This is a genomic window from Streptomyces sp. MI02-7b (assembly GCF_033793585.1).
Classification (GTDB): Bacteria; Actinomycetota; Actinomycetes; order Streptomycetales; family Streptomycetaceae; genus Actinacidiphila.
Map to the genome: position 1 here is coordinate 190,627 of NZ_JARAWX010000013.1, position 24,954 is coordinate 215,580.

Below are 24,954 nucleotides of genomic sequence, written 5' to 3' on the forward strand. Positions count from 1 at the left end.
TGGCTGGGTATCTCCCTGGCACGAGGACGTGCGCAAGGGTGAAGATCGGACACACACCGGACGTCTTTGTGATCTAGGGGTTTCAACCCCTACTGGCCCAGGTAGGGTCTGGAAGCGTCCAGCTCCCCTTGGAGGAGGTGAGGACCGTGGCGGCCCACGACGACGACATCAACCGTGGCGGCCGACCCGCTCGTGGATCGGAAGACCCCATGAGCCAGGTCGCCTTTCTTGAGCAGGAGATCGCCGTCCTGCGACGTAAGCTCGCCGACTCTCCGCGGCACACGAGGATTCTCGAGGAGCGGATCGTCGAGCTGCAGACCAATCTTGCGGGTGTCTCCGCTCAGAACGAGCGGCTGGCCAACACCCTCCGCGAGGCCCGCGACCAGATCGTGGCTCTCAAGGAAGAGGTGGACCGGCTGGCACAGCCCCCCGCCGGATTCGGCGTGTTCCTGCAGGCGAACGACGACGGGACGGCGGACATCTTCACCGGCGGCCGCAAGCTGCGGGTGAACGTCAGTCCGTCGGTCGAGCTGGACGACCTCCGGCGCGGCCAGGAAGTCATGCTCAACGAGGCGCTCAACGTGGTCGAGGCCATGGAGTTCGAGCGCATCGGAGACATCGTCACCCTCAAGGAGATCCTTGAGGACGGCGAGCGGGCCCTGGTCATCGGGCACACGGACGAGGAGCGGGTGGTGCGGCTCGCCGAGCCGCTGCTGGACGGCACCCTCCGCGCCGGCGACGCGCTGCTGCTCGAACCGCGCTCGGGATACGTCTACGAGCGGGTGCCCAAGAGCGAGGTCGAGGAGCTCGTCCTCGAAGAGGTGCCCGACATCGACTACCGCCAGATCGGCGGCCTGCGGAACCAGATCGAGCAGATCCGCGACGCGGTCGAACTGCCCTACCTGCACGCCGAGCTGTTCAAGGAGTACGAGCTCCGCCCGCCCAAGGGCGTCCTCCTCTACGGCCCCCCCGGCTGCGGGAAGACCCTGATCGCCAAGGCGGTCGCCAACTCCCTTGCCAAGAAGGTCGCCGAGGTCACCGGGCAGCCCCAGGGCAAGAGCTACTTCCTGAACATCAAGGGCCCCGAGCTGCTGAACAAGTACGTCGGCGAGACCGAGCGGCAGATCCGCCTGGTCTTCCAGCGTGCGAGGGAGAAGGCCAGCGAGGGCACCCCCGTCATCGTCTTCTTCGACGAGATGGAGTCGCTGTTCCGGACCCGTGGGTCCGGTGTCAGCTCGGACGTGGAGAACACCATCGTCCCGCAGCTGCTCGCCGAGATCGACGGTGTCGAGGGGCTGGAGAACGTCATCGTCATCGGCGCCTCCAACCGCGAGGACATGATCGACCCCGCGATCCTGCGGCCCGGCCGCCTGGACGTGAAGATCAAGATCGAGCGGCCGGACGCCGAGGCGGCCAAGGACATCTTCTCCAAGTACCTGGTCGCGACCCTGCCGCTGCACGGGGAGGACCTGTCGGAGCACGGCGAGTCCGCCGAGGCCACCGTCGACGCCATGATCCAGTCGGTGGTGGAGCGGATGTACTCGGAGTCCGAGGAGAACCGCTTCCTGGAGGTCACCTACGCCAACGGTGACAAGGAGGTCCTGTACTTCAAGGACTTCAACTCCGGCGCCATGATCCAGAACATCGTGGACCGGGCCAAGAAGATGGCGATCAAGGCCTTCCTCGACCACAACCAGCGGGGCCTGCGCGTCTCCCACCTGCTCGCCGCCTGCGTGGACGAGTTCAAGGAGAACGAGGACCTGCCCAACACCACCAACCCGGACGACTGGGCCCGCATCTCCGGAAAGAAGGGCGAGCGGATCGTCTTCATCCGCACGCTCGTCACCGGCAAGCAGGGCGCCGACACCGGTCGCTCCATCGACACCGTCGCCAATACGGGTCAGTACCTGTAACGCGACCACTCTCCGGCTGCGGGTGCCCACGCAGGGGCACCCGCAGCCGGAGTGTTTCACCCCGGCATAACCCAAGAAAGCGCGTAATGATCTCCCCACCACCGTCATCGCGTTCTAGGCTCATCGGTACCGCCCGAGGGTCATGTGCGGGGCGGTACTTGAGCGACCGGGCCGGCACGGCCCGGAGCCGGGCAAGGAGGGCCGCATGACCGTACGGCGAGTAATGGGCATCGAGACGGAGTACGGGATCTCCGTCCCGGGCCACCCGAACGCCAATGCCATGCTCACCTCGTCCCAGGTCGTCAACGCCTACGCGGCGGCGATGCACCGGGCGCGCCGCGCCCGCTGGGACTTCGAGGAGGAGAATCCACTGCGGGACGCCCGCGGCTTCGACCTCGCCCGCGAGGCCGCGGACTCCAGCCAGCTCACCGACGAGGACATCGGCCTGGCCAATGTGATCCTCACCAACGGTGCCCGGCTCTACGTCGACCACGCCCACCCGGAGTACAGCTCGCCGGAGGTCACCAACCCCCGCGACGCGGTGCTGTGGGACAAGGCCGGCGAGCGCATCATGGCCGAGGCCGCCGAGCGGGCCGCCCAGCTTCCCGGCGCCCAGCCCATCCACCTGTACAAGAACAACACCGACAACAAGGGCGCGTCCTACGGCACGCACGAGAACTACCTGATGAAGCGGGAGACCCCCTTCTCGGACATCGTGCGGCACCTGACGCCCTTCTTTGTCTCGCGCCAGGTGGTCACCGGCGCCGGGCGGGTCGGCATCGGCCAGGACGGCCACGACCACGGCTTCCAGATCAGCCAGCGCGCCGACTACTTCGAGGTCGAGGTCGGTCTGGAGACCACCCTCAAACGGCCGATCATCAACACCCGGGACGAGCCGCACGCCGACGCCGAGAAGTACCGGCGGCTGCACGTGATCATCGGCGACGCCAACCTCGCGGAGCTCTCGACCTACCTCAAGCTCGGCACCACCGCCCTGGTGCTGTCGATGATCGAGGACGGCTTCATCAACGTCGACCTCGCCGTCGACCAGCCGGTCCGCACCCTGCACCAGGTCAGCCACGATCCCACGCTGCGCCGGCTGGTCACGCTGCGCAGCGGCCGCACCCTCACCGCGGTGCAGCTCCAGATGGAGTACTGCGAGCTCGCCCGCAAGTACGTCGAGGACCGCTTCGGCACGGACGCCGACGAGCAGACCAAGGACGTCCTCGGGCGCTGGGAGGACGTGCTCAACCGGCTCGAGAGCGACCCGATGAGCCTGTCCCGCGAGCTGGACTGGGTCGCCAAGCGGGAACTGCTGGAGGGCTACCGCCGCCGGGACAACCTGGAGTGGGACGCGGCGCGCCTGCACCTGGTCGACCTGCAGTACGCGGACGTGCGCCCCGAGAAGGGCCTGTACAACCGCCTGGCCGCGCGGGGACGGGTCCAGCGGCTGCTCACCGACGAAGAGGTCGACCGGGCCGTGGGCAAGCCCCCGGAGGACACCCGGGCCTACTTCCGCGGGCGCTGCCTCGAACAGTACGCGGACGACGTCGCCGCGGCCTCCTGGGACTCGGTGATCTTCGACCTGCCCGGTCGTGACTCCCTGCAGCGGGTGCCCACCCTGGAGCCGCTGCGCGGCACGCGCAACCACGTCAAGGAGCTGCTCGACCGCTGCCGCACGGCGGAGGAGCTGGTGCGGATCCTGTCGGGCGGCTGATCAGGGCTGAAAACCTCCCGAACTGGGAATCATGGGGGTGGCCCCCGGACGTTGCGCAATACCGGGGGCCGATGTCAGGCCCTCCTTGTAGGGTCTGATCTTGTAGGACATGGAACCGAGCGGGGTGAGGGACACATGGCTACCAAGGACACCGGCGGCGGACAGCAGAAGGCCACGCGTTCGGCCGAGGAGGTCGAGGAGACCGCGCAGGACGCGCAGGGCAGCTCCGACCTCAAGGACCGCCACGAGAAGCTGTCGGACGACGTGGACTCCGTGCTGGACGAGATCGACGACGTCCTCGAGGAGAACGCGGAGGATTTCGTGCGTTCCTTCGTGCAAAAGGGCGGCCAGTAGCACACCCGGCTCGCCGTCGAGCGGCACGGGAGGGGCGCGCACGCCGCGCCCCTCCCGTCGGCCGCCCTGGGGGCGGTCGCGTCCGTGCACGGTTTCCCAACTCCTGCCCCGCGGCATGTGGATCGCGATCACCTCACGGGTAGGGTGCGAGCAGTGCCACACCCAGAACTGCTGCGCCACGCAGCGGACTACGTGGAAGGAAACGTGTGGAAGCCAACACTCGTAGCACCGGGCGTCTACCGGCCGCCTTCCTGACGCCCGGGTCGTCGTCGTTCGTGGATTTCCTGGGCGCGCACTCGCCCGCGCTGCTCCCGGGCAACCGTCCGCTGCCGCCCCTGCAGGGCGCCGTCGAGCTGCCGCACGGCACCACGATCGTCGCGGCGACGTTCGCCGGCGGCGTGGTGCTCGCCGGTGACCGGCGCGCCACCATGGGCAACATCATCGCGCAGCGCGACATCGAGAAGGTGTTTCCCGCCGACGAGTACTCGGCGGTGGGCATCGCGGGCACGGCGGGCCTGGCCGTGGAGATGGTCAAGCTCTTCCAGCTGGAGCTGGAGCACTACGAGAAGATCGAGGGCGACGTCCTCTCCCTGGAGGGCAAGGCGAACCGCCTGTCCACCATGATCCGGAGCAACCTCGGCATGGCGCTCCAGGGCCTGGCCGTGGTGCCGCTCTTCGCCGGGTACGACACCGATCGCGAGAAGGGCCGGATCTTCTCGTACGACGTGACCGGCGGCCGCTCCGAGGAGCACGGCTTCGCCGCCACGGGCTCCGGCTCGGTCTTCGCCCGCGGCGCGATGAAGAAGCTCTACAAGCCCGACCTCACCGCGGAGCAGGCCACCACCCTGGTCGTCCAGGCGCTGTACGACGCGGCGGACGACGACTCGGCGACCGGTGGTCCCGATCTGGCCCGCCGCATCTACCCGATCGTCACGGTCATCACCGAGGACGGCTTCCGCAGGCTCACCGAGTCCGAGAGCCAGGAGATCGTCCGTGCCGTCCATGAGCGGCGGATGGAGCAGCCCGACGGCCCGCGCGCCGAGCTGCTCTGAGCCCGGACGTCCTCAGATGCACCCGCACTCGACAGAAAGGGACGGATAGCCGGTGTCGACGCCGTTCTATGTCTCACCCCAGCAGGCCATGGCCGACCGCGCCGAGTTCGCCCGCAAGGGCATCGCGCGCGGGCGCAGCGTCGTCGTTCTGCAGTACACCGACGGCATCGTCTTCATCGCCGAGAACCCGTCCCGCGCACTGCACAAGGTCAGCGAGATCTACGACCGCATCGCCTTCGCCGCGGTGGGCAAGTACAACGAGTTCGAGAACCTGCGGATCGGCGGGGTGCGCTACGCCGACCTGCGCGGTTACACCTACGACCGTGACGACGTCACCGCCCGCGGCCTGGCGAACGTGTACGCCCAGACCCTGGGCACCATCTTCTCCAGCGTCGGCGAGAAGCCCTACGAGGTGGAGCTGATCGTCGCGGAGGTGGGTGCCGACCCCTCCGAGGACCAGATCTACCGGCTGCCGCACGACGGCTCGATCGTCGACGAGCACGGCGCCGTGGCGGTCGGCGGCAACTCCGACCAGATCGGCAGCTATCTGGACCAGCGGCACCGCGACGGCATGACCCTCGCGGAGGCGCTGAAGCTGGCGGTGGAGTCCCTGAGCCGGGACAACAACGGCAGCGACCGGCAGCTCACGGCGGAGCAGCTGGAAGTGGCGGTGCTGGACCGCACGCGGCCGCAGCAGCGCAAGTTCAAGCGCATCCTCGGCCGGCAGCTGTCGCGGCTGCTGGAGGAGGAGGGCGAGTCCGGTACGACCGGCAAGGCCGCGCCCGCCACCACGACCGACGATGACGACGACCTCCCGGAGCTCGACGAGGACGTGTGAGTCCGCACGTTCCCGCGCCTCGTCGAACGCCCCGGCCGCCCCGCGGTGGCCGGGGCGTTCGCGTACGCGCCCTCAGGCGTCCCGTGGCGGGGCGGTGGACCCGCGGACGACGAGGTGGACGGGGAGTTCGGCGCCGGTGGCCGGGCGGCCCGCCAGGGCGTCCAGCAGGGCGGTCATGCCGCCGGCTCCGACCGCCTCGGCGGGCAGCCGGACCGTGGTGAGCTCCGGTTCGATCGCGGTGGCCAGCGCGAAGTCGTCGTAGCCGGTCACCGAGACGTCGTCGGGGACGCGCAGCCCGAGGCGCCGCAGGGCCTTGCAGGCGCCGACCGCGAGCACGTCGTCGTCGCAGACCACCACGGTCGGACGGGCGCCGGGACGGGCGAGCAGGCGCTCGGCGGCCTGCCGGGCGGCCTCGGGGTCCAGGGCGGAGTGCTCGGTGGCGGGTGTGGTCCCGAGGACTTCGGCGAGGGCCTGGGCACGGATCCGGAAGGTCCAGGTGTCGATGGCGGCGGCGAGGTGGGCGACCCGCTCCGGGCGGTGGCCGAGGGCCCCTACGTGGCGGGCGATCTGCCGCATCCCGTCGGCGATGGCGAGGTTGACGGTGGCGGCGGGCCCGGGTTCCGCGGGGTCCGCGTCCAGCATCACCAGGGGCAGGCCGCCCTCCCCGATCGCGGCGAGCGCGTCGGCGGCCATGGAGGAGGCGATGATGCCGTCCAGCGCGGCCTGGGCCGAGCCGAAGGGGTCCCGGGCCGGTCCGACGCCCTCGGGGGAGGGGTAGAGCACGACGCCGAAGCCGTTCTCCTCGGCCACGCGGGCGGCGCCGGTGTAGATCCGGGCGAAGTACTCGTTGGTGATCGAGGGCACGACCAGCAGGGCGGTCCGGGTCCGGCCCAGGCGCAGGTTGCGCGCGGCGATGTTGGGCCGGTAGCCGAGCTCGCGGGCCTGCGCGCGGACGGTGTCGGCGGTGCGCTCGGACACCCGGCCGCGCCATTTGCCGCCGAGCACGAGCGAGACCGTGGCCTGTGAGACCCCCGCGGCCCGCGCGACGTCCCGGGAGGTCGGACGCGCTGTGTCGGTCACCGTGAGTGGCCCCTCTCGCCTTGCTCGCCTTGCTCGACCGGTGCCACGGCTGGACCCGTGGACTGCGGCCATGGTACGTATGACCCAGGACGTTATACGTACAACTAGACGAGGACGGCACATGGCGACGGGTTACGCGGACCTGCTGCGCGCACCGCACGCGATGCGGCTGCTGGCCGGCACCCTCGTCGGCCGGCTGCCCAACGCCACGGCCGCGCTCGGGATCGTGCTCCTGACCCGGTCCCAGGGCGGTGACTTCGCCCTCGCCGGCGCGCTGTCCGCGGTCTACGGCATCGCCAACGCCGTCGGCCAGCCGCTGCTGGGCCGGGCCGTCGACCGGCTCGGCCAGCCCCGCGTGATGCTGCCCGCCGCGCTCGCCTCGGCCGCCGGGATGGCGGTCTTCGCGCTGGCCGGGCTCCGCCCGCTGCCCCTGGCCTACGCGGCCATGCTCGTCGCCGGCTTCTTCACCCCGCCGCTGGAGGGCGGACTGCGGGCGCTGTGGCCCGGCGTGCTCGAGCGGCCCGACCGCGTCCACGCGGCCTACGCCCTCGACGCCGCCGCGCAGGAGGTCATGTTCGCGGTCGGGCCGCTGCTGGTGACCCTGCTGGTGGCCGGCTTCTCCGAGGCGGCCGCGCTGTTGTGGATCGCGGCCGTGGGGGTGGCGGGGGCGGTCAGCGTGGTCGCCTCGCCGCCGTCGCGGGCGTGGCGCTCGCAGCCGCGGGTCCCGGACTGGCTGGGGCCGTTGCGCTCGCGCGGCATCGTCGTGCTGGTCGCCTCCTTCTTCTTCGTCGGCCTGGCGCTCGGTTCCATCGCGGTGGCCGCCGTCGCCTACGCCGACGACCACGGTGGCGGGATGGTCTCCAGCTACGTGCTGTCCGGCACCGGATTCGGCGCGCTGGTGGGCGGCGTCGCGTACGGCGCCCGGCAGTGGCCGGGGGTGCACGAGCGCAGACTGCGGCTGCTGATGGCGGGCCTGGCGGTCTGCTATCTCCCGCTCGCCCTGGTGCCCGGGGTGGCCCTGATGACCGCCCTCGCGGCGCTGTCCGGACTGTTCCTGGCGCCCACGCTGGCCTGTGCGTTCGTGGTGGTGGACCGGCACGCCCCGGCGGGCACCGTCACGGAGGCGTTCTCATGGATCGTCACCGCGGTCGGCGTCGGGGCGGCGGTCGGCACCGCCGCCTCGGGACCGGCCGCCCAGTACGGCGGAGCCGTGGCGGCGTTCGCGGTCGCAGGGGCGGGCGGAGTGGCCGCGCTGGCGGCCCTGCTGGCAGGCGGCCGGCCGTTGCACCTTCCAAACCCGGCAAGCGGGACAGAAAAAGATCGAATCGCCGCGGCCCAAGACGGTTTGAGGTCCACGCATCAGGCGTAAGGTCTCAGCATGGACCGCCGCATTTTCGGGCTGGAGAACGAGTACGGCGTCACGTGCACGTTCCGGGGACAGCGGCGTCTGTCCCCGGACGAGGTGGCGCGGTACCTCTTCCGCCGTGTCGTGTCATGGGGTCGTAGCAGCAACGTCTTCCTCCGCAACGGCGCCCGCCTCTACCTCGACGTGGGGTCCCACCCGGAGTACGCCACTCCCGAGTGTGACAACGTGACGGAACTGGTCACCCACGACAAGGCGGGTGAGCGCATTCTCGAAGGGCTCCTCGTGGACGCCGAACGGCGCCTGCACGAGGAGGGCATCGCGGGTGATGTCTACCTCTTCAAGAACAACACCGACTCCGCCGGCAACTCCTACGGCTGCCACGAGAACTACCTCGTCGCCCGCCACGGGGAGTTCTCCCGCCTCGCGGACATCCTCATCCCCTTCCTGGTCACCCGGCAGCTGATCTGCGGCGCCGGCAAGGTGCTGCAGACCCCGCGCGGCGCGGTCTTCTGCGTCAGCCAGCGCGCCGAGCACATCTGGGAGGGCGTCAGCTCCGCCACCACGCGCTCCCGGCCCATCATCAACACCCGGGACGAGCCGCACGCCGACGCCGAGCGCTACCGGCGCCTGCACGTCATCGTCGGCGACTCCAACATGTCCGAGACGACCATGCTGCTCAAGGTCGGCGCGACCGACCTCGTGCTGCGCATGATCGAGGCGGGCACCGTCATGCGGGACCTCACGCTGGAGAACCCCATCCGGGCGATCCGCGAGGTCTCCCACGACATAACGGGACAGCGCAAGGTGCGCCTCGCCTCCGGCCGGGAGGCCTCCGCCCTGGAGATCCAGGAGGAGTACTACTCCAAGGCGGTGGACTTCTGCGAGCGTCGCGGCATCCGCAGCGGCGTCATCGAGCAGGTCCTCGAACTGTGGGGCCGGGCCCTGGAGTCGATCGGCAGCGGTGATCTGGACCGGATCGGCACCGAGATCGACTGGGTGATGAAGTACCGGCTGATCGAGCGGTACCGGGCCCGCGACAACATCACCATGTCGCACCCGCGCATCGCGCAGATAGACCTCGCCTACCACGACATCCACCGCCGCCGCGGGCTCTACTACCTGCTGGAGAAGCGGGGTCAGGCCAAGCGGATCTGCAACGATCTCAAGATCTTCGAGGCCAAGTCGGTGCCCCCGCAGACCACCCGGGCCCGGCTGCGCGGCGACTTCATCCGCCGCGCCCAGGAGCAGCGGCGCGACTTCACGGTCGACTGGGTGCACCTCAAGCTCAACGACCAGGCGCAGCGCACGGTGCTGTGCAAGGACCCCTTCCGGTCCGTCGACGACCGGGTGGAGAAGCTGATCGCCGGGATGTAGCACAAGAGCGTGAAGGCAGGCGCGGGGCCCCGTCGGTGTTCGTACGGGGCCCCGCGCACGCCGTAGAGTGGCGCGCACGCCAGATACACAAGATCGACCTGATGGGGATCCCTGTGCGCCGACGTTCTCTCCTCCTCGCCGTGCCCGCCGGCCTGCTCACGCTCGCGGGCTGCGGTGACGACAAGTCCGACAAGGTCAAGCCCGGCGCCTCCCCATCGGGTTCCGCCTCGGCCCCCGCGGCGGACGTCAAGATCGTCAGCGGTCCGGTGCCGGAGATCACCGCCGGCACGAAGTTCGGCGAGAAGCCGACCGTCGCCAAGGGGTCCGGCAACCCGAGCAGCGACCTGGCGGTCAAGACCGTCATCCAGGGCAACGGCGCCGTGGTCGCCAGCGGCGACTACCTCCAGGCGGACTATCTCGGCCAGATCTGGAGCACCGCCAAGGTCTTCGACAACTCCTACGACCGCGGCGCGCCGGCCATCTTCCCGATCGGCGTCGGGCAGGTCATCCCCGGCTGGGACAAGGCCCTGGTGGGCAAGAAGGTCGGCGACCGCGTCGAGCTGGCCATCCCGCCGGCCCTCGGCTACGGCGCGCAGGGCAACGCCCAGGCCGGCATCAAGGGCACCGACACGCTCGTCTTCGTCGTCGACGTGGTGAACACCTTCGGCGCCAAGAGCTCCGCCCAGGGCAAGGCCGTGCCGCAGAGCGACGCCGCGCTGCCCAAGGTCGGCACCAACACCGACGGCCAGGCACCCTCGATCGACGTCCCCAAGGGTGCGGCGCCGGCCAAGCTGGTGTCCGACTACGTCATCGAGGGCACCGGCCCCGCGGTGAAGGCCGCCGACAACCTGCTCGTGCAGTACAAGGGCGTCCTGTGGAACGGCGGCAAGGAGTTCGACTCGACGTACTCCCGCGGCCAGCTCGCCTCGTTCTCCCTCCAGCAGGTCATCAAGGGCTGGCAGCAGGGCCTGGTCGGCAAGAAGACCGGCAGCCGCGTGCTGCTCGTCGTGCCGCCGGACCTTGGTTACGGCAACAAGGCGCAGAGCGGGATTCCCGCCAACTCCACCCTGGTCTTCGCGGTCGACATCCTCGCCGTGGTGTAAGACTGTGCAGGTTGTCCGCAATATCAAGAGGAGCACGTACGTGAGCATCGACAAGCCCGAGATCGACTTCCCGGGCGGCGAGCCCCCGGCCGACCTGGAGATCAAGGACATCTGGGAGGGTGACGGCGCCGAGGCCAAGTCCGGACAGAACGTCACGGTCCACTACGTCGGCGTCGCCTTCAGCACCGGCGAGGAGTTCGACGCCAGCTGGAACCGCAACTCGCCCTTCACCTTCCCCCTCGGTGGCGGCCGCGTCATCAAGGGCTGGGACCAGGGCGTGCAGGGCATGAAGGTCGGCGGTCGTCGCCAGCTGACGATCCCGGCGCACCTCGCCTACGGCAACCAGAGCCCGACGCCGGCCATCAAGCCGGGCGAGACCCTGATCTTCGTGGTGGACCTGCTCTCCGTCTGACGGACCGTAGGGCGTCCTTCGCGCAGAGGAGCCCCCGCCGCGCCGGCACTGCCGGTGCCGCGGGGGCTCCGGCGTGTCCCGGCCCGCTCGCCGGGGACCCCCGGCGAGCAGGCCGCATTCGCTTTTGCCGGGCGGCGCCGTCGCGGTACGGTCTCGATCGAGAGCCGAAGAGGAAGAAGGTTGCGTCGAGTGGCCATTGCCAAGGCCGAGCGGCTGATGAACCTGGCGCTGTGCCTGATGAACACCCGGCGCCCGGTCAGCAAGCGGGAGCTGCGCGCTTCCATCGAGGCCTATCACGAGATCGGTTCCGACGAGGCGTTCAACCGCATGTTCGAGCGGGACAAGGACGACCTGCGTGAACTCGGCATGGTCATCGAGACCGTGGAGAGCATCGACGGCGAGATCGGCTACCTGGCCCGCAGGGACCGCAACCGCCTTCCGGAGATCGCCCTGGACGCCGAGGAGGCCGCCGCGCTGAGCCTGGCCGCCAAGGTGTGGCAGCAGGCGCGGCTCGCGGAGGCCGCCAGCGGCGCCCTGCAGAAGCTGCGCGCCGCCGGCGTGCCCTTCGACGACAGCGACGCCGACGCGGCCGCCGGCTCGCGCGATCCCGCCGTCTCGGGGCAGAGCGCCCTGGAGCCGCGCATCCCGGCCCCCGAGCCGGCGTTCGAGCCGCTGATGCTGGCCACCCGCGACCGCCGCCCGGTCGCCTTCGACTACCGCAAGGCCAACGCGGTCCGCCCCGAGCCCCGCCAGGTCGAGCCCTGGGCGCTGGAGTGCTGGCGCGGCCACTGGTACCTGGCCGGCTGGGACCGCGACCGCCACGACGTCCGGGTGTTCCGGCTCTCCCGGATCACCGGCCGGGTGCGCACCCGCGGCGGTACCTTCACCGCCGAGGTGCCCGACCACGTGGACGTGCGGGCCACCGTGGCCAGCTGGGCCGGCGAGGGCGCGACCGCGACCGCCCGGATCCGGCTGCGCCGCGACTCGGGCTATCCGCTGCGGGCCCGCGCGGTGGAGACGCTGCCGGTGGACGCGGACTGGGACGAGCTGGAGATCCCGTACGGGCACGGACTGGACGCCTGGCTGGTGGAGTTCGGCCCGGACGTGGTCGTGCTGGAGCCCGCCGAGCTGCGGGCCGACGTGGTGGACCGGCTGCGCGCCGTCGCCAAGGGCTGAGCGGGGGAGAAGAACGAGATGGCGAACGCGATCGACCAGACGCGCCGGATGCTGTCCCTGGTCACGTATCTGCGCGAGCGCCCCGGCGCCCGGGTGAGCGACGTGGCCCGCGCGTTCGGGGTCACCGAGGCCGAGCTGATCGGCGACCTCAACGTGCTCCCGCTGTGCGGGACCAGCTTCCGCGGCGGGGACCTGCTCGACATCGACACCGACGGCGAGCGCATCTGGTGGCACAACGTGGACGACGTCGCCCAGCCGCTGCGGCTGGCCGCCGACGAGGCCGCCGCGCTGCTGGTGGCCGCCCGTGCCGTCGCCAACCTGCCCGGGCTGCGGGAGAGCGACCGGCAGGCGCTGCTGCGCGCCACCGCCAAGATCGAGGGAGCGGCGGGCGAGGCCGCCGGCGCCTCGTCACGGCTCTCGGTGACCTTCGAGTCCGAGGGCAGCGTCTTCGCCGACGTCGACCGGGCCATCGCCGAGCGCCGCAGGCTGTGGATCCGCTACTACTCGCCGGCCCGGGACGAGCTCACCGAGCGCGAGGTCGACCCGATCCGGCTGTTCGCCGTCGGCCACACCTATTTCGAGGGCTGGTGCCGCCTGTCGGAGGACCGGCGCACCTTCCGGCTCGACCGGGTCGCCGAGATCCGGCTGCTGGACGAGGCCAGCGACCCGCCGCGCATCGAGCCCCGGGACCTGTCCCAGGGACTGGTGCAGCCGGCCGGCGACGACCCGGAGGTGGTGGCCGAGGTCGGGCCCGGCGGCCGCTGGGTCGCCGAGTACTACCCGCACGACCGTGCCGAGGAACTGCCCGACGGGGGCCTGCGGATCACCCTGCGCACCCCCGACCCGGGTTCGCTGCGCCGGCTGGCGCTGCGGCTCGGCCGGGACGGCCGCATCGTCTCCCCGGCCGACCTGGTCACCAGCGCCCGGGACGCGGCCACCCAGGCCCTCGCGGCCTACGGTGAGTGACGGGGAGCACCCATGACGGACACTGCGGACACTGCGGACCGGGCCGACCGGGCGGACGCGGCCCGCACCTTCGGCGCGGACGATCCCGTCCCCGACGGCGATCCGGCGCCGGAGGCGGTCTTCCGGGCCTCCTGCACCGAGTGCCGGGCGAGCTTCGAGCTCACCGCGGGCGACCTGCGGCTGGCCATCGGCGGCAGCCACCGGACGACCTTCTACTCCTTCACCTGCCCCGACTGCGGCATCCCGGTGCGCAAGCCGGCGGGCGACCGCATAGTGGAGCTGCTCACCGACGGCGGTGTGCGCACGATGCGGCTCCACCTGGGCTGAGCCGCTACGCTCGGCATCCATGTGGTGGCTCTACCTGTACGTCGGCCTCGCGACCGCCGGCATCCTCGTGCTCGGCGTCCTCGGCATCCGCGTCTACGCCGAGGTGGTCGGCCTCGCCCGTCAGGTGGGGCGCAGCAGCGCCGATCTGACGCGCGCCGCCGACGAGTTGCAGCGTGCGGCCGATCCGCTGGCCAGGGAGGCCGGGGAGCTCTCCCGGCCGTGAACTCCGGCCGGTCACCGGGCAGTACCGCCTCCGACGGGCTCTCGTTCTCAGCGGTCCCGGGAGGTACGCTGCAGATCGCGGCCCCACAAGAGCGCGGCGGGGGCAGCAACTGTACGGATGCCGGGTGATTGCCACACGTTTACTCCCGCACGTTACGATCGCTGGCAGAGTGGTCGGCGGGCCTACCGCGCCCGCGGGTCACAGACAGGTACCCATGCCGCCTCGGTGAGAAGGTAGACGCACATGTTCGGACGGCTCGGCCCCACCGAGATCATTCTCATTCTCGTCGTCATCCTGCTGCTTTTCGGCGCCAAGCGGCTGCCGGACATGGCACGCGGCCTCGGCAAGTCGATGCGCATCCTCAAGAGCGAGGCCAAGGCGATGAAGAACGACGACGCGCCCCCCGCCGAGCAGCCGGCGGACGCCCCGCAGGCCGCGCCGCGTACGATCCAGGCGGCACCCGGCGACGTCTCCAGCGCCCGCCCGGTGAACGAGACGCCGCAGCAGACGCAGCACACCCAGAGCTGACCGCACGGCACAGGTACGCGGAAGCCGACCGCGACGGCGGCGACCGCCCGAATTGAGGACGTGGGTTGCTCAAGTCCGCCCGCCAGCAGCAGGAGAGGGACCCCGAGGGGCGCATGCCCCTCGTGGAGCACCTGCGTGAACTGCGCAACAGGCTCTCCAAGGCGTTGCTCGCGATCATCGTCGTCACGGTCGTCGCCGCCTTCTTCTACAACGAGATCATCGAGTTCTTCACCAAGCCGGTGCTGGAGTCGGTCGGGTGCAAGAGCACGTTCACCGAGCTGGCCAAGCAGTCGCAGGGCACGTGCGCCCGGATCACCATCAACGGTCTGCTGACGCCGTTCACCCTGGCGCTGAAGGTCTCGCTGATGGCGGGCGTGGTGCTCGCCGCGCCGGTCTGGCTGTACCAGCTCTGGGCGTTCCTCGCACCGGGTCTGCACCGGCACGAGAAGAAGTACGCCCTGTCCTTCGTCGGCGCGGGCTTCCCGCTCTTCCTCGGCGGCGGCTTCTTCGCCTACAAGGTGCTGCCCACCACCGCGAAGGTACTGATCGGCTTCACGCCCGGCAACGTCGAGAACCTGCTTCCGCTGGACGACCTGCTGGACCTCGTCACGCGCATGGTCATCGTCTTCGGGCTCGCCTTCGAGATGCCGCTGCTGCTGGTGCTGCTGAACTTCGGCGGTGTGGTCACCGGGCGGCGGATGCTGAGCTGGTGGCGCGCGATGATCGTCGGTATCACCGTCTTCGCGGCGGTCGCCACCCCCAGCACCGACCCGCTGACGATGATGGCGCTGGCGGGTCCGATCTGGGTGCTGTACTTCATGGCCGTCGCCGTCTCGCTCCTCAACGACCGGCGCAAGCGCCTGGCCAACCCCGACGCCGACCTGGACGACGACGAGGCGTCCGAGCTCGACCTCACCCCCGAGCCCGTCGGGGCTCCGGTGCCCGAGCAGGCGTCGCCGGTGGACGACGACATCCAGCCGAGCGGACGCGGCTTCGACGACGCCACCTGACAAGGGCGGTGACGCGCGGTAGGGTCCGCGCGTGACCAGCGAGATCACCCTCATCGTCAATCCCACCGCGGGCCGCGGCCGGGGCGCGCACGCCGCGTCGCCGGCGGTCCGCGCGTTGCGGGACGCGGGCCACACCGTCCGCACGGTGACGGGCACCGACGCCGCGGACGCCCTGCTCAAGGCCCGCAGGGCGGTGGAGGGCGGCACCCGCGCCCTGGTCGCGGCCGGCGGCGACGGCATGGTCTCCCTGGCGCTGCGCGCGGTGGCGGGGACCGGCACCCCCATCGGCGTGGTCCCGGCGGGCACCGGCAACGACTTCGCCCGCGCGGCCGGGCTGCCGCTGCGCGACCCCGCGGCGGCCGGGCGGCTGATCGCGCGGGCGCTGGCGGAGGGGCGGACCCGGGAGATCGACCTGGGACGGGTGGGCGAGCGGTGGTTCGGCACCGTGATGGCCTCCGGCTTCGACTCCCGCGTCAACGACCGGGGCAACCGCATGCGCCATCCGGCGGGCCGGCTGCGCTACGACGTGGCGATGCTGGCCGAACTGGCGGCCCTGCGGCCCATCCGGTACCGGATCGCTCTCGACGACGGCCCGGAGCGGGAGATCGAGGCGACGCTGATAGCGGTGGGCAACGGCTCGTCGTACGGCGGCGGCATGCGCATCTGCCCGGAGGCCGCGATGGACGACGGCCTCTTCGACATCTGCGTGGTGGGCCCCTGCTCCCGCGGCACGCTGCTGCGCGTCTTCCCCCGGGTCTTCCGGGGCACCCACACCACGCACCCGGTGGTCACCGTGCACCGCGCCGCCAAGGTGACGCTCGCCGCCGCTGACCTGACCGGCTACGCGGACGGGGAGCGCCTCGGGCCGCTGCCGCTGACCGCGGTCACGGTGCCCCGCGCGGCGCGCCTGCTCACCGGGGCATGAGCCCGCCCTCACCTCACAGGTCCAGGACGAGGTCCTCGGGCGGCTGCGCGCAGCAGATGAGGACGTTGCCGTCGGCGGGCGGGTCGACCGGGTCGGGCTCGTAGACGGCGCGGCCCGACAGCAGCGCGGTCTCGCAGGTGTGGCAGACACCGGTGCGGCACGACCAGCGCGTGGGCACGTCGCAGGCCTCGGCGAGTTCCAGCAGCGTCCCGTAGCCGGGGTCCCAGGGCACGTTGAGGCCGCTGCGGGCGAAGGACACCGTGGGTCCGGTGGCCGGGCCGGGCGGCCGCGCGGGCTGGTGCGGGGCCTTCGCCGGGCCCTGCGCGATCCCCGGGGTGATCGCGGACTGCGCCCCGAAGGCCTCCGTGCGGATGCTTCCGGCCGCGAGCCCGCAGGCGCGCAGGGCCTCGGTCATGTCCGCCATGAAGGCGTCGGGACCGCAGATGTAGGCCTCCGCGTCGGCCGGCGGCGCCAGTCCGCGCAGCACGGCCGCCGTCAGCCGTCCCGCCGCGGTGCAGTCGGCCCCGACGCTGTCCTGCGCGCGCGGCCTGCTGTACGTGATGAACGCGCGGCTGCCGGGCAGCCGGGCCAGCAGGTCGCGCGCCTCGGCCGCGAAGGGGTGGTGGAGGCCGTCCCGGGCGCCGTGCACCCACCACACGGGTCGCGGGGTGTCCGCGTCGGCCAGTGCGTGCAGCATCGCCAGCACCGGCGTGGCGCCCACGCCCGCGGACACCAGCAGGACCGGCGTGTCGCCCTCGGCCAGGGTGAAGGCGCCACGGGGCGCGGCCACGTCGAGCACGTCGTCCACCTTCAGGTGCTGGTGCACGTAGGTGCTCGCCACGCCGTGCGGCTCCTGCTTCACGCTGATCCGGTAGGCCGCCGCGCCCGGCCGGCCCGACAGCGAGTAGCTGCGGATCACCGGCGGCGCGTCCGGGCGGGGCCGCATCCGCACGGTGAGGAACTGGCCGGGCAGCCCCGGCGGTACCGGCCGGCCGTCGGGCGCGGCCAGCGTCACCGAGGAGATGCCCTCGCTCTCCGGGGCGATGGCCGCCACCCGCAGCGGCCGGAAGCCGGGCCACGCGGGCGGCGGGCCGACGCTTCCCGCGGTCAGCCCGGCATTGCCCTTGGACGTCCCCGGCGCCCGGTCGCCCTCGGCCGCGTCCGTGAGCAGCGCCCGCATCGAGCCCTGCCAGCCGGGGCTGAGGGCCGGGATGCGCAGGGCGCGCTCCACCTGGGACCGCTCGTGGCCCGGCAGGTAGAGCACCGCGTCGATCTCGGCGACGGTCATCGCCTCGGGGCCCGTGGCGATCTTGACGATCTCGTCGCCGGCCGCCACCTCGCCCTCGGTCAGCACCCGGAAGTAGAAGCCGGGCCGGGCGTGCGAGACCAGCAGCGCCGCCATCTGCGGCTCCTCCATCCGCAGGCCGACCCGGTAGCAGGTCACCCGGGGCTGGGTCACCTCGAACTCCGCGGTGCCGATGCGGTAGCGGTCGCCGATGCACACCTCGTCGTCCGGCAGCCCGTCCACGGTGAAGTTCTCGCCGAACTGGCCGTAGGACAGGTCGTCCCGCTTCAGATGCTCCTGCCAGTGCCGGTAGGAGTCGAGCTGGTAGACCAGCACCGCCCGCTGCTCGCCGCCGTGCCCGGCGAGGTCGCCCTGGCCGTCGCCGTCCAGATTGAGTCGCCGCACCCTGCGCCGGCCGGAGACGGGCCGCTTCCAGACGCCGGTGTGCGTGATCCGGCCGCGCCACTCGACGTCCTTGGGCAGTCCGACGTTCACGGAGACCAGGGTGGCCATGTGCTCTTCCTTGCCGGGGCGGGGATGCGTGCCTGCCACGCTAGTGGCGGCACGACTCTTCGCAAATCGGGCGCGAGGCGGCCCGGTGCGGCGGTCCGGGTGTGCGAGCGGTAAAAGATCAGTCGGCTGTCAGTGCCGCCGGGTAGTCTCGTTTTCAAGATGAACGACGAGATGTCTCCCGCCGAGCGCTACGCGGCGGCCAAGGTCCGGGCCGCCGAGCAGGCCACCGCACTCGCGGGCTTCCGCGAGCTGTACGACTTCGCCCTGGACCCCTTCCAGATCGACGCCTGCCAGGCGCTGGAGGAGGGCAAGGGCGTGCTGGTGGCGGCGCCCACCGGATCGGGCAAGACCATCGTGGGCGAGTTCGCGGTCCACCTGGCCCTGCGCGAGGGCCGCAAGTGCTTCTACACCACGCCCATCAAGGCCCTGTCGAACCAGAAGTTCACCGACATGGTCAAGCGCTACGGCGCCGAGCGCGTCGGCCTGCTCACCGGTGACAACAGCGTCAACGGCGATGCGCCGATCGTGGTCATGACCACCGAGGTGCTCCGCAACATGCTGTACGCGGGCTCCCAGGCGCTCGACGGCCTCGGCTACGTGGTCATGGACGAGGTGCACTACCTCTCCGACCGCTTCCGCGGCGCGGTGTGGGAGGAGGTCATCATCCACCTCCCGCAGTCCGTGACCCTGGTGTCGCTCTCCGCGACCGTCTCCAACGCCGAGGAGTTCGGCGACTGGCTGGACACGGTGCGCGGCGACACCGAGGTCATCGTCTCCGAGCACCGGCCCGTGCCGCTGTGGCAGCACGTGCTGGCCGGCCGCCGGATGTACGACCTCTTCGAGGAACGGGCCGGCGCGAGCGCCCCGACCCCCCAGCGCGCCGTCAACCCCGACCTGGTGCGCCTGGCCCGCATGGAGAACCAGCGCGCCTTCAACGGCCGCGACCGGCGTGCCGGCAAGATGCGCGAGGCCGACCGCGAGCGCGACCGGCGCCAGCAGCGCCGGATCTGGACGCCCAGCCGGGTCGAGGTCATCGAGCGGCTGGACGCCGAGGGGCTGCTCCCCGCCATCACGTTCATCTTCAGCCGGGCCGGCTGCGAATCCGCCGTCCAGCAGTGCCTGTACGCCGGCCTGCGGCTCAACAGCGAGGAGAACCGGGCCAGGGTCCGGGCCATCGTCGAGGAGCGCACGAAGTCCATCCCGGACGAGGACCTGCACGTCCTCGGCTACTTCGAGTGGCTGGAGGGCCTGGAGCGGGGCATCGCCGCGCACCACGCGGGCATGCTGCCGACCTTCAAGGAGGTTGTCGAGGAGCTCTTCGTCAAGGGCCTCGTCAAGGCGGTCTTCGCCACCGAGACGCTCGCGCTGGGCATCAACATGCCTGCGCGGTCCGTGGTGCTGGAGAAGCTCGTCAAGTGGAACGGCGAGACCCACGCCGACGTCACCCCCGGCGAGTACACGCAGCTCACCGGCCGCGCCGGGCGGCGCGGCATCGATGTCGAGGGCCACGCCGTCGTGCTGTGGCAGCGCGCCTTCGACCCGGCGCACCTGGCGGGGCTCGCCGGTACGCGCACCTACCCGCTGCGGTCGTCCTTCAAGCCCTCGTACAACATGGCCGTCAACCTGGTCGGCCAGTTCGGGCGGCACCGCTCGCGGGAGCTGCTGGAGACCTCCTTCGCGCAGTTCCAGGCGGACCGCTCGGTGGTCGGCATCTCCCGGCAGGTGCAGCGCAACGAGGAGGGACTGGAGGGCTACAAGGCCTCCATGACCTGCCACCTCGGGGATTTCGACGAGTACATGTCGCTGCGCCGGCAGTTGAAGGACCGCGAGGCCGAACTGTCCCGCCACGGGGCCAACCAGCGCCGGGCGGCCGCCGCCGAGGCCCTGGAGAAACTGCGGCCCGGCGACATCATCCACGTCCCGTCCGGCAAGTTCGCCGGCCTGGCCCTCGTCCTGGACCCCGGCGTGCCGGCCGGCCGCAGCCCCGGCCACCACAACCGGCACGACCAGTTCCACCAGGACGGGCCGCGCCCGCTGGTGCTGACCGCCGAACGCCAGGTCAAACGGCTGGCGCAGATGGACTTCCCGGTGCCGGTCGAACCGCTGGACCGGATGCGCATCCCGAAGTCCTTCAACCCGCGCAGCCCGCAGTCCCGGCGCGACCTCGCGTCCGCCATGCGCTCCAAGGCCGGAACGGCCGGCATCGCGCCGCAGCGGCCGCGCCGCGAGCGCTCCGCCGCCGCGGACGACACCGAGATCGCGCGGCTGCGCACCGCCATCCGCGCGCACCCCTGCCACGGCTGCGACGAGCGCGAGGACCACGCCCGCTGGTCCGAGCGCTACCAGCGACTCGCGCGCGACACCAAGCAGTTGGAGCGGCGGATCGAGGGGCGTACCAACACCATCGCCCGCACCTTCGACCGCATCTGCGCCCTGCTGACCGACCTGGGCTACCTGGAGGGCGACCAGGTCACCCCCGACGGGCGCCGGCTCGGCCGGCTCTACGGCGAACTCGACCTGCTCGCCAGCGAATGCCTGCGCGACGGCGTGTGGGAGGGCCTCGACCCCGCCGAACTCGCCGCCTGCGCGTCGGCCTTGGTCTACGAGTCGCGGTCCGCCGACGACGCGCTGCCGCCGCGGCTGCCGTCCGGCAACGCCAAGGAGGCGCTGGGCGAGATGGTCCGCATCTGGGGCCGGCTGGACGCGCTGGAGGAGGAGCACCGCATCAACCAGGCCGAGGGCGTCGGGCAGCGCGAGCCCGACCTCGGCTTCGCCTGGTCCGCCTACCGCTGGGCCTCCGGCCACGGCCTCGACGCGGTGCTGCGCGACGCGGACATGCCGGCCGGCGACTTCGTGCGGTGGACCAAGCAACTCATCGACGTGCTCGGCCAGATCGCCGGCGCGGCCCCGGAGGGCGGTCAGGTCCGGCGCAACGCCCGCAAGGCGGTCGACGGTCTGCTGCGCGGCGTCGTGGCCTACTCCTCGGTGGGCTGAGCCCTTCCGGCCCCGGCGGCGGTTCCGGCCGTGCGGGGCGAGCGGGCTCCCGGCGTGAGGAGTTCGCCCGGTCCCCGCAGGCTCCGGGCGGGGCCGGGAGCGCTGTGCGAGGATCGAAGAATGAGCGGCACGGGACGGCGGGTCGGGCGGCCGCGGGCACAGGAGCGGCCGGAGACCGGGCTGTCCCCCCGGGAGGAACTGCTGGCGGCGGCGGCGGAGCTGTTCACCACGCGGGGCTACGCGGCCACGACGACCCGGGCGGTCGCGGACCTCGCCGGTATGCGGCAGGCCTCGATGTACCACTACTTCGCCGGCAAGGAGGACCTGCTGGCCGCGCTGCTGGAGGGCACCGTACGCCCGTCCCTCGAGCTGGCCGGCGCGCTGACCCGCCGGGAGGACGCGCCGGGCGAGGTGCGGCTGTGGGCACTGTGCCGAGCGGACGTGGCACTGCTGTGCGGCGGCCCGCACAATCTGGGCGTGCTCTATCTGCTGCCCGAGGTGCGGGCCGAGCGCTTCGCCGGGTTCCGTGCGGTGCGGGACGAGCTCAAGGCCGCCTATGCCGCGCTGCTGGCCGCCACCGCGTCCGGTGCGCGCCTCACGCCCGCGGCCTTCGCCGTCCGCGCCGACCTCGTGTTCGGTCTCATCGAGGGCGTGATCCTGATCCGCCGCGAGGCGGCGATCCCCGATGCCCCGGCCTTCGCCCGGGCAGCTGCCGACGCTGCGCTGCGGGTCGCCGGCTGCCCGGAGGACGTCATGGCCCGCCTGCACCGGGAGGGCGAGGCACTGCTGCCCCCGTGAGCCGTGCGGCCAGGTCCACCAGATCCGCCAGGCGCAGGACCCGCCCCGGCCATCCGGGCATCGGCACGTGCAGGGGTTCGGTCCACCGCGTCGGAACGGCGCCGAGTCCGTGGACCGCGCCGGCCAATGTGCCGGTGACCGCGGCGACCGTGTCGGTGTCTCCGCCGAGGTCGATCGCGGCGCGCACCGCGTCCTCGTAGGAGCCGGTCGTCCGCACCGCCCAGAGCGCGGAGCCGAGGCAGGGCCAGACCGCGCCGTTGAACTCGGTGGCCAGGCCGGGGTGCCAGTCCGGCGCGAGCACGGCGGACCACCGTTCCCGGAAGGGATCCGGCACCTGCGCCAGGGCGTCGGCCACGACCGCGGGCGCGACGGGGTCCCCGCCGTCGAGGGCGACGCGCACGAGGTCGTGGAGGATCGCGCTGCCCTCCCAGGCGGCACGGTCTCCGTGGGTGAGGGCGGCGATCCGGCGGGCCGCGTCGAGCGAGGCCGACCGCCCGTGCCCGGCGAAGTGGACGGCGGCGGGGGCGGCGCGCATCAGGGCGCCGTTGCCGGCCGCCCGGGCGTGGGTCCGGAAGTGCAGGGCGGCGGCGAGGTCCCAGGGATCGCCCGAGGTGAGGACGGCCTCGGTCTGCAGCCCGATGTCCTTGGGGTCCGCGGCGGACCAGCGCCGGAAGCGCGCGAAGAGGTCCGGCAGGTCGAGGGTTCCGCGTTCCAGCAGCGAGTCCGCGACCAGCACGGCCATCTGTGTGTCGTCCGTGGCCTCGCCCGGGTCCCACCCGCCGCCCCCGCACATCTCGCCCCCGCCGCCCGCACACGGGAACCGCGCGCCGAACGCGCCCTCCGGACCGAACTCGAAGGGCGCGCCCAGTGCGTCACCGACCGCCGAGCCCACGACGGCGCCGGCCGCTCTTTCACCGCGTTCCGTCACCTCGCCAGGCTACGTGGCACGGGGAGCGGCGGGGTATCGGCTCAGCAGTAGCGGTTCCAGCCCGCGCGGTACCCGTCGCGGTAACCCTGCCGGTAGTCACGGTCATCGCGCCGGGGATCGTAGGAATCCCGGTAGTCGCGGCAGCGCGGCCGGGAGTGGCGGGAGTCCCAACGTCCGTCGTCGTACCCGTCCCTGAAGCCCCGTTGGTACCTGTCGCGTGACGACTGCGGGGCGATGGCGCCGGCGGACGGTGCCGCGACGGCCGCCGTCGGCGAGGCCGCGGCCGCTGGTGACGCCGCGGCCGGCAGGAACGCCACGGCGCCCGCCGCCACCGGGGCAACGAGCAGGGCCAAAAACTGCTGTGCGCGCATGATGTCCCCTTCCGGAAGCCGGAACGCGCAGTCGACGCGCCGTCCTGGCGAGGCGGCCGATGCGGCGGCCGGCCGGGCGGACGCGGTGGAGAAGCCGAGGTGCGCCATCGTCAAGAGCCGGGCCGGAGCCGGGCCCTTCGTGGCCGGGTCACCCTCGGCGCTGTCCGTTCTTCGACCGTAGCGAGACGGGTGTGATGTGTCCAGTTGTGGGTGAATTGACTGGTGGGGTGGGTGGGTTGCGGATCCGGGCCGATCCGGCACCCGGCCCCGCGGACCGCCCCTGGGCCCCCTGCCCGGCGTCGTGCTCCGCCGGGACGCCGGCGTCGGTACCTCCCGCAGCTGACGTTCTTGGCCGTCGGTGCTGCCGGTGGATGCGAAACGGCCCCCGGAGATGTCTCCAGAGGCCTTCTGTCGAAGCGTCAACGGGCCGACCGCGCAGGCGAGTCAGCGGCCTCGCCGCGGGACGGGGGGAGCGGCCGGGGCACTTGGGGGGCCCACTCGCCGGCCACGTCGGTCGGCCGCGGGCGGGCCCGCCAAGTGCGCGGTGGCGCGTGAGGGGTCCTAGCCGAACTCGCCCTCGCGCACGCCGTCCCGGAACGCTTCCCACTCTCCGGCGGTGAACCGCAGCGGCGGCAGGTCGGTGTTGTTCGAGTCGCGGAGGGCGACGGCTCCGCCGCCGAGGTCCGCCACCTCGACACAGGTCTCGCGGTAGGGGCTCTTGCTGCTCTTGGTCCAGCGCGCTTCCGTCAGGTCGCGTGCGTACAGTTCGCTCTTTCGCGCTTCCATTAGAAACTCCGTTCGAGATTCGATCGGATTTCCCCCCTCTCACCCCTTCACCCTTGTCCCGTCCCTCCTGCTCCGCAACCTGCGGGCGGTCCGGTTGATCATGCCGCGCCCGTGCGGACGCCCGAGGGCGGAATTCGCGATGTATCGCGCTTGTGGAGCCGCGACACTCGCGATATGTTCGGCTACGGATATACGGGAGCGAGGTGTACGGACATGGCGACGCGGCGCAAGCTCGGCAACCCCCTGGCGCTGGCGGTGATGGCGACGCTCGGCGAGCGGCCCATGCATCCGTACGAGATCGCCCAGGTGCTCCGGCAGCGGGGCAAGGAACAGAGCATCAAGATCAATTACGGCTCGCTCTACACCGTCGTGCAGAACCTGGAGAAACACGGATTCGTCGAGGTGACCGGCGTCCAGCGACAGGGCAACCGCCCCGAGCGCACGCTGTACGGCCTCACCGACGCCGGTCGCGAGGAGATGCACGACTGGCTGTCCGACCTGGTCGCCGTCCCCGTCCGCGAGTACCCGTCCTTCGAGGCCGCCCTGTCGCTGCTGCTCGTGCTCCCCGCCGACGAGGTGGTCGGGCTGCTCACCGAGCGGGTGGCCAAGCTGGAGGTCCAGGCGGCCGCCGTCCACGGCGTGCTCGCCCGGCTCCGCCGCGACCTGCCCCGGGTGTTCCTGCTGGAGACCGAGTACCAGGTGCACATGATCGAGGCCGAGGCGGCCTGGATCCGCGGCTTCCTGGACGACCTCGACCAGGGCGCCGTCTCCGGCGCCGCCGAGTGGCGGCAGTGGCAGGCGACCGGCGAGATGCCGGACACCTGGACCGGGATCGACGAGCTGACCCGCGACGGCGCGGCCGCCCGCCACTTCAGGGAGGAACTGGACAAGCTCACACCCCCGACATGAGAGAAC

The 24,954-nt window shown here is 71.8% G+C and carries 24 protein-coding genes; 19 read left to right on the forward strand and 5 right to left on the reverse strand.

Going from position 1 to position 24,954, the window contains the following annotated elements:
- The first annotated feature begins 146 nt into the window (after positions 1-146).
- The 5 genes from arc to prcA all read left to right on the forward strand — a co-directional run bounded on the left by arc (position 147) and on the right by prcA (position 5,874).
- Positions 147-1,913: a proteasome ATPase gene (gene arc, locus PV364_RS22600; protein ID WP_319661995.1), complete on the forward strand. Its 1,767-nt coding sequence runs from the start codon at positions 147-149 to the stop codon at positions 1,911-1,913.
- A gap of 205 nt (positions 1,914-2,118) precedes the next feature.
- Positions 2,119-3,630, forward strand: a complete 1,512-nt coding sequence (gene dop / locus PV364_RS22605) for a depupylase/deamidase Dop (protein ID WP_319661996.1) — start codon at positions 2,119-2,121, stop codon at positions 3,628-3,630.
- A gap of 135 nt (positions 3,631-3,765) precedes the next feature.
- Positions 3,766-3,984 carry a ubiquitin-like protein Pup gene (locus PV364_RS22610; RefSeq protein WP_319661997.1) on the forward strand — a complete coding sequence of 73 codons (219 nt, stop codon included), beginning with the start codon at positions 3,766-3,768 and terminating at the stop codon, positions 3,982-3,984.
- Positions 3,985-4,190: 206 nt separating this feature from the next.
- Entirely contained in the window at positions 4,191-5,036 is an 846-nt protein-coding gene (gene prcB / locus PV364_RS22615; RefSeq protein ID WP_319661998.1) for a proteasome subunit beta, read from the forward strand.
- A 52-nt stretch (positions 5,037-5,088) separates the two neighbouring features.
- Positions 5,089-5,874, forward strand: coding sequence for a proteasome subunit alpha (gene prcA, locus PV364_RS22620; protein WP_319661999.1), 786 nt, complete (start codon positions 5,089-5,091; stop codon positions 5,872-5,874).
- Positions 5,875-5,946: 72 nt separating this feature from the next.
- Here prcA and PV364_RS22625 read toward each other — a convergent pair whose 3' ends face one another.
- A complete protein-coding gene (locus PV364_RS22625) occupies positions 5,947-6,954 on the reverse strand; it encodes a LacI family DNA-binding transcriptional regulator (protein WP_319662000.1) in 1,008 nt (335 codons plus the stop codon).
- A 121-nt stretch (positions 6,955-7,075) separates the two neighbouring features.
- Here PV364_RS22625 and PV364_RS22630 point away from each other — a divergent pair, with 121 nt between their 5' ends.
- From PV364_RS22630 to PV364_RS22680, 11 genes are all read left to right on the forward strand, one after another.
- Positions 7,076-8,323, forward strand: coding sequence for an MFS transporter (locus tag PV364_RS22630; RefSeq protein ID WP_319662001.1), 1,248 nt, complete (start codon positions 7,076-7,078; stop codon positions 8,321-8,323).
- 9 nt (positions 8,324-8,332) lie between these two features.
- Positions 8,333-9,694: a Pup--protein ligase gene (gene pafA, locus PV364_RS22635; RefSeq protein WP_319662002.1), complete on the forward strand. Its 1,362-nt coding sequence runs from the start codon at positions 8,333-8,335 to the stop codon at positions 9,692-9,694.
- A 113-nt stretch (positions 9,695-9,807) separates the two neighbouring features.
- Entirely contained in the window at positions 9,808-10,797 is a 990-nt protein-coding gene (locus PV364_RS22640) for an FKBP-type peptidyl-prolyl cis-trans isomerase (RefSeq protein WP_319662003.1), read from the forward strand.
- Positions 10,798-10,837: 40 nt separating this feature from the next.
- The gene (locus PV364_RS22645) at positions 10,838-11,209 is read left to right on the forward strand and encodes an FKBP-type peptidyl-prolyl cis-trans isomerase (protein ID WP_319662005.1); all 372 of its coding nucleotides are present in this window, start codon (positions 10,838-10,840) and stop codon (positions 11,207-11,209) included.
- Positions 11,210-11,398: 189 nt separating this feature from the next.
- On the forward strand, positions 11,399-12,385 hold the full coding sequence (locus PV364_RS22650) for a helix-turn-helix transcriptional regulator (RefSeq protein WP_319662006.1): 987 nt from the start codon (positions 11,399-11,401) through the stop codon (positions 12,383-12,385).
- Positions 12,386-12,403: 18 nt separating this feature from the next.
- Positions 12,404-13,351 (forward strand): helix-turn-helix transcriptional regulator, encoded by a 948-nt coding sequence (locus PV364_RS22655; protein ID WP_319662007.1) that lies wholly within the window; start codon positions 12,404-12,406, stop codon positions 13,349-13,351.
- Positions 13,352-13,363: 12 nt separating this feature from the next.
- Positions 13,364-13,678, forward strand: a complete 315-nt coding sequence (locus PV364_RS22660) for a hypothetical protein (RefSeq protein ID WP_319662009.1) — start codon at positions 13,364-13,366, stop codon at positions 13,676-13,678.
- Between the two features lie 19 nt (positions 13,679-13,697).
- Complete coding sequence (locus tag PV364_RS22665) at positions 13,698-13,901, forward strand: hypothetical protein (protein WP_319662010.1); 204 nt, start codon at positions 13,698-13,700, stop codon at positions 13,899-13,901.
- Positions 13,902-14,144: 243 nt separating this feature from the next.
- Positions 14,145-14,429, forward strand: a complete 285-nt coding sequence (tatA, locus tag PV364_RS22670) for a Sec-independent protein translocase subunit TatA (protein WP_319662011.1) — start codon at positions 14,145-14,147, stop codon at positions 14,427-14,429.
- A 65-nt stretch (positions 14,430-14,494) separates the two neighbouring features.
- Positions 14,495-15,439, forward strand: coding sequence for a twin-arginine translocase subunit TatC (tatC, locus tag PV364_RS22675; RefSeq protein ID WP_319662012.1), 945 nt, complete (start codon positions 14,495-14,497; stop codon positions 15,437-15,439).
- A gap of 31 nt (positions 15,440-15,470) precedes the next feature.
- Positions 15,471-16,364 carry a diacylglycerol kinase gene (locus PV364_RS22680; RefSeq protein WP_319662013.1) on the forward strand — a complete coding sequence of 298 codons (894 nt, stop codon included), beginning with the start codon at positions 15,471-15,473 and terminating at the stop codon, positions 16,362-16,364.
- Between the two features lie 13 nt (positions 16,365-16,377).
- On the opposite strand, the gene PV364_RS22685 is transcribed toward PV364_RS22680, so the two are convergent.
- Positions 16,378-18,162, reverse strand: a complete 1,785-nt coding sequence (locus PV364_RS22685; RefSeq protein ID WP_319662015.1) for an MOSC and FAD-binding oxidoreductase domain-containing protein — start codon at positions 18,160-18,162, stop codon at positions 16,378-16,380.
- 159 nt (positions 18,163-18,321) lie between these two features.
- Between PV364_RS22685 and PV364_RS22690 the strand changes: the two genes are divergently transcribed.
- Positions 18,322-21,156 carry a DEAD/DEAH box helicase gene (locus PV364_RS22690; protein ID WP_319662016.1) on the forward strand — a complete coding sequence of 945 codons (2,835 nt, stop codon included), beginning with the start codon at positions 18,322-18,324 and terminating at the stop codon, positions 21,154-21,156.
- Between the two features lie 120 nt (positions 21,157-21,276).
- Positions 21,277-21,954 (forward strand): helix-turn-helix domain-containing protein, encoded by a 678-nt coding sequence (locus tag PV364_RS22695; protein WP_319662017.1) that lies wholly within the window; start codon positions 21,277-21,279, stop codon positions 21,952-21,954.
- On the opposite strand, the gene PV364_RS22700 is transcribed toward PV364_RS22695, so the two are convergent.
- The 3 genes from PV364_RS22700 to PV364_RS22710 form a co-directional block, all read right to left on the reverse strand.
- Positions 21,908-22,882, reverse strand: coding sequence for an ADP-ribosylglycohydrolase family protein (locus PV364_RS22700; RefSeq protein ID WP_319662018.1), 975 nt, complete (start codon positions 22,880-22,882; stop codon positions 21,908-21,910). The two genes, PV364_RS22695 and PV364_RS22700, sit on opposite strands and share 47 nt — an antisense overlap.
- Positions 22,883-22,923: 41 nt before the next feature.
- A complete protein-coding gene (locus PV364_RS22705; RefSeq protein WP_319662019.1) occupies positions 22,924-23,253 on the reverse strand; it encodes a hypothetical protein in 330 nt (109 codons plus the stop codon).
- Positions 23,254-23,814: 561 nt separating this feature from the next.
- Positions 23,815-24,039, reverse strand: a complete 225-nt coding sequence (locus tag PV364_RS22710; protein ID WP_319662020.1) for a DUF397 domain-containing protein — start codon at positions 24,037-24,039, stop codon at positions 23,815-23,817.
- A gap of 213 nt (positions 24,040-24,252) precedes the next feature.
- Here PV364_RS22710 and PV364_RS22715 point away from each other — a divergent pair, with 213 nt between their 5' ends.
- Entirely contained in the window at positions 24,253-24,948 is a 696-nt protein-coding gene (locus PV364_RS22715) for a PadR family transcriptional regulator (RefSeq protein WP_319662021.1), read from the forward strand.
- Positions 24,949-24,954 lie beyond the last annotated feature (6 nt).

Excerpts from the sequence above, each read along its gene's own strand:
- dop (WP_319661996.1), top strand. The coding sequence starts at position 2,119 with ATGACCGTACGGCGAGTAATGGGCATCGAGACGGAGTACGGGATCTCC.
- PV364_RS22610 (WP_319661997.1), top strand. The coding sequence starts at position 3,766 with ATGGCTACCAAGGACACCGGCGGCGGACAGCAGAAGGCCACGCGTTCG.
- PV364_RS22630 (WP_319662001.1), top strand. The coding sequence starts at position 7,076 with ATGGCGACGGGTTACGCGGACCTGCTGCGCGCACCGCACGCGATGCGG.
- pafA (WP_319662002.1), top strand. The coding sequence starts at position 8,333 with ATGGACCGCCGCATTTTCGGGCTGGAGAACGAGTACGGCGTCACGTGC.
- PV364_RS22655 (WP_319662007.1), top strand. The coding sequence starts at position 12,404 with ATGGCGAACGCGATCGACCAGACGCGCCGGATGCTGTCCCTGGTCACG.
- PV364_RS22660 (WP_319662009.1), top strand. The coding sequence starts at position 13,364 with ATGACGGACACTGCGGACACTGCGGACCGGGCCGACCGGGCGGACGCG.
- PV364_RS22665 (WP_319662010.1), top strand. The coding sequence starts at position 13,698 with ATGTGGTGGCTCTACCTGTACGTCGGCCTCGCGACCGCCGGCATCCTC.
- tatA (WP_319662011.1), top strand. The coding sequence starts at position 14,145 with ATGTTCGGACGGCTCGGCCCCACCGAGATCATTCTCATTCTCGTCGTC.
- PV364_RS22685 (WP_319662015.1), bottom strand. The coding sequence starts at position 18,162 with ATGGCCACCCTGGTCTCCGTGAACGTCGGACTGCCCAAGGACGTCGAG.
- PV364_RS22690 (WP_319662016.1), top strand. The coding sequence starts at position 18,322 with ATGAACGACGAGATGTCTCCCGCCGAGCGCTACGCGGCGGCCAAGGTC.
- PV364_RS22695 (WP_319662017.1), top strand. The coding sequence starts at position 21,277 with ATGAGCGGCACGGGACGGCGGGTCGGGCGGCCGCGGGCACAGGAGCGG.
- PV364_RS22705 (WP_319662019.1), bottom strand. The coding sequence starts at position 23,253 with ATGCGCGCACAGCAGTTTTTGGCCCTGCTCGTTGCCCCGGTGGCGGCG.
- PV364_RS22710 (WP_319662020.1), bottom strand. The coding sequence starts at position 24,039 with ATGGAAGCGCGAAAGAGCGAACTGTACGCACGCGACCTGACGGAAGCG.
- PV364_RS22715 (WP_319662021.1), top strand. The coding sequence starts at position 24,253 with ATGGCGACGCGGCGCAAGCTCGGCAACCCCCTGGCGCTGGCGGTGATG.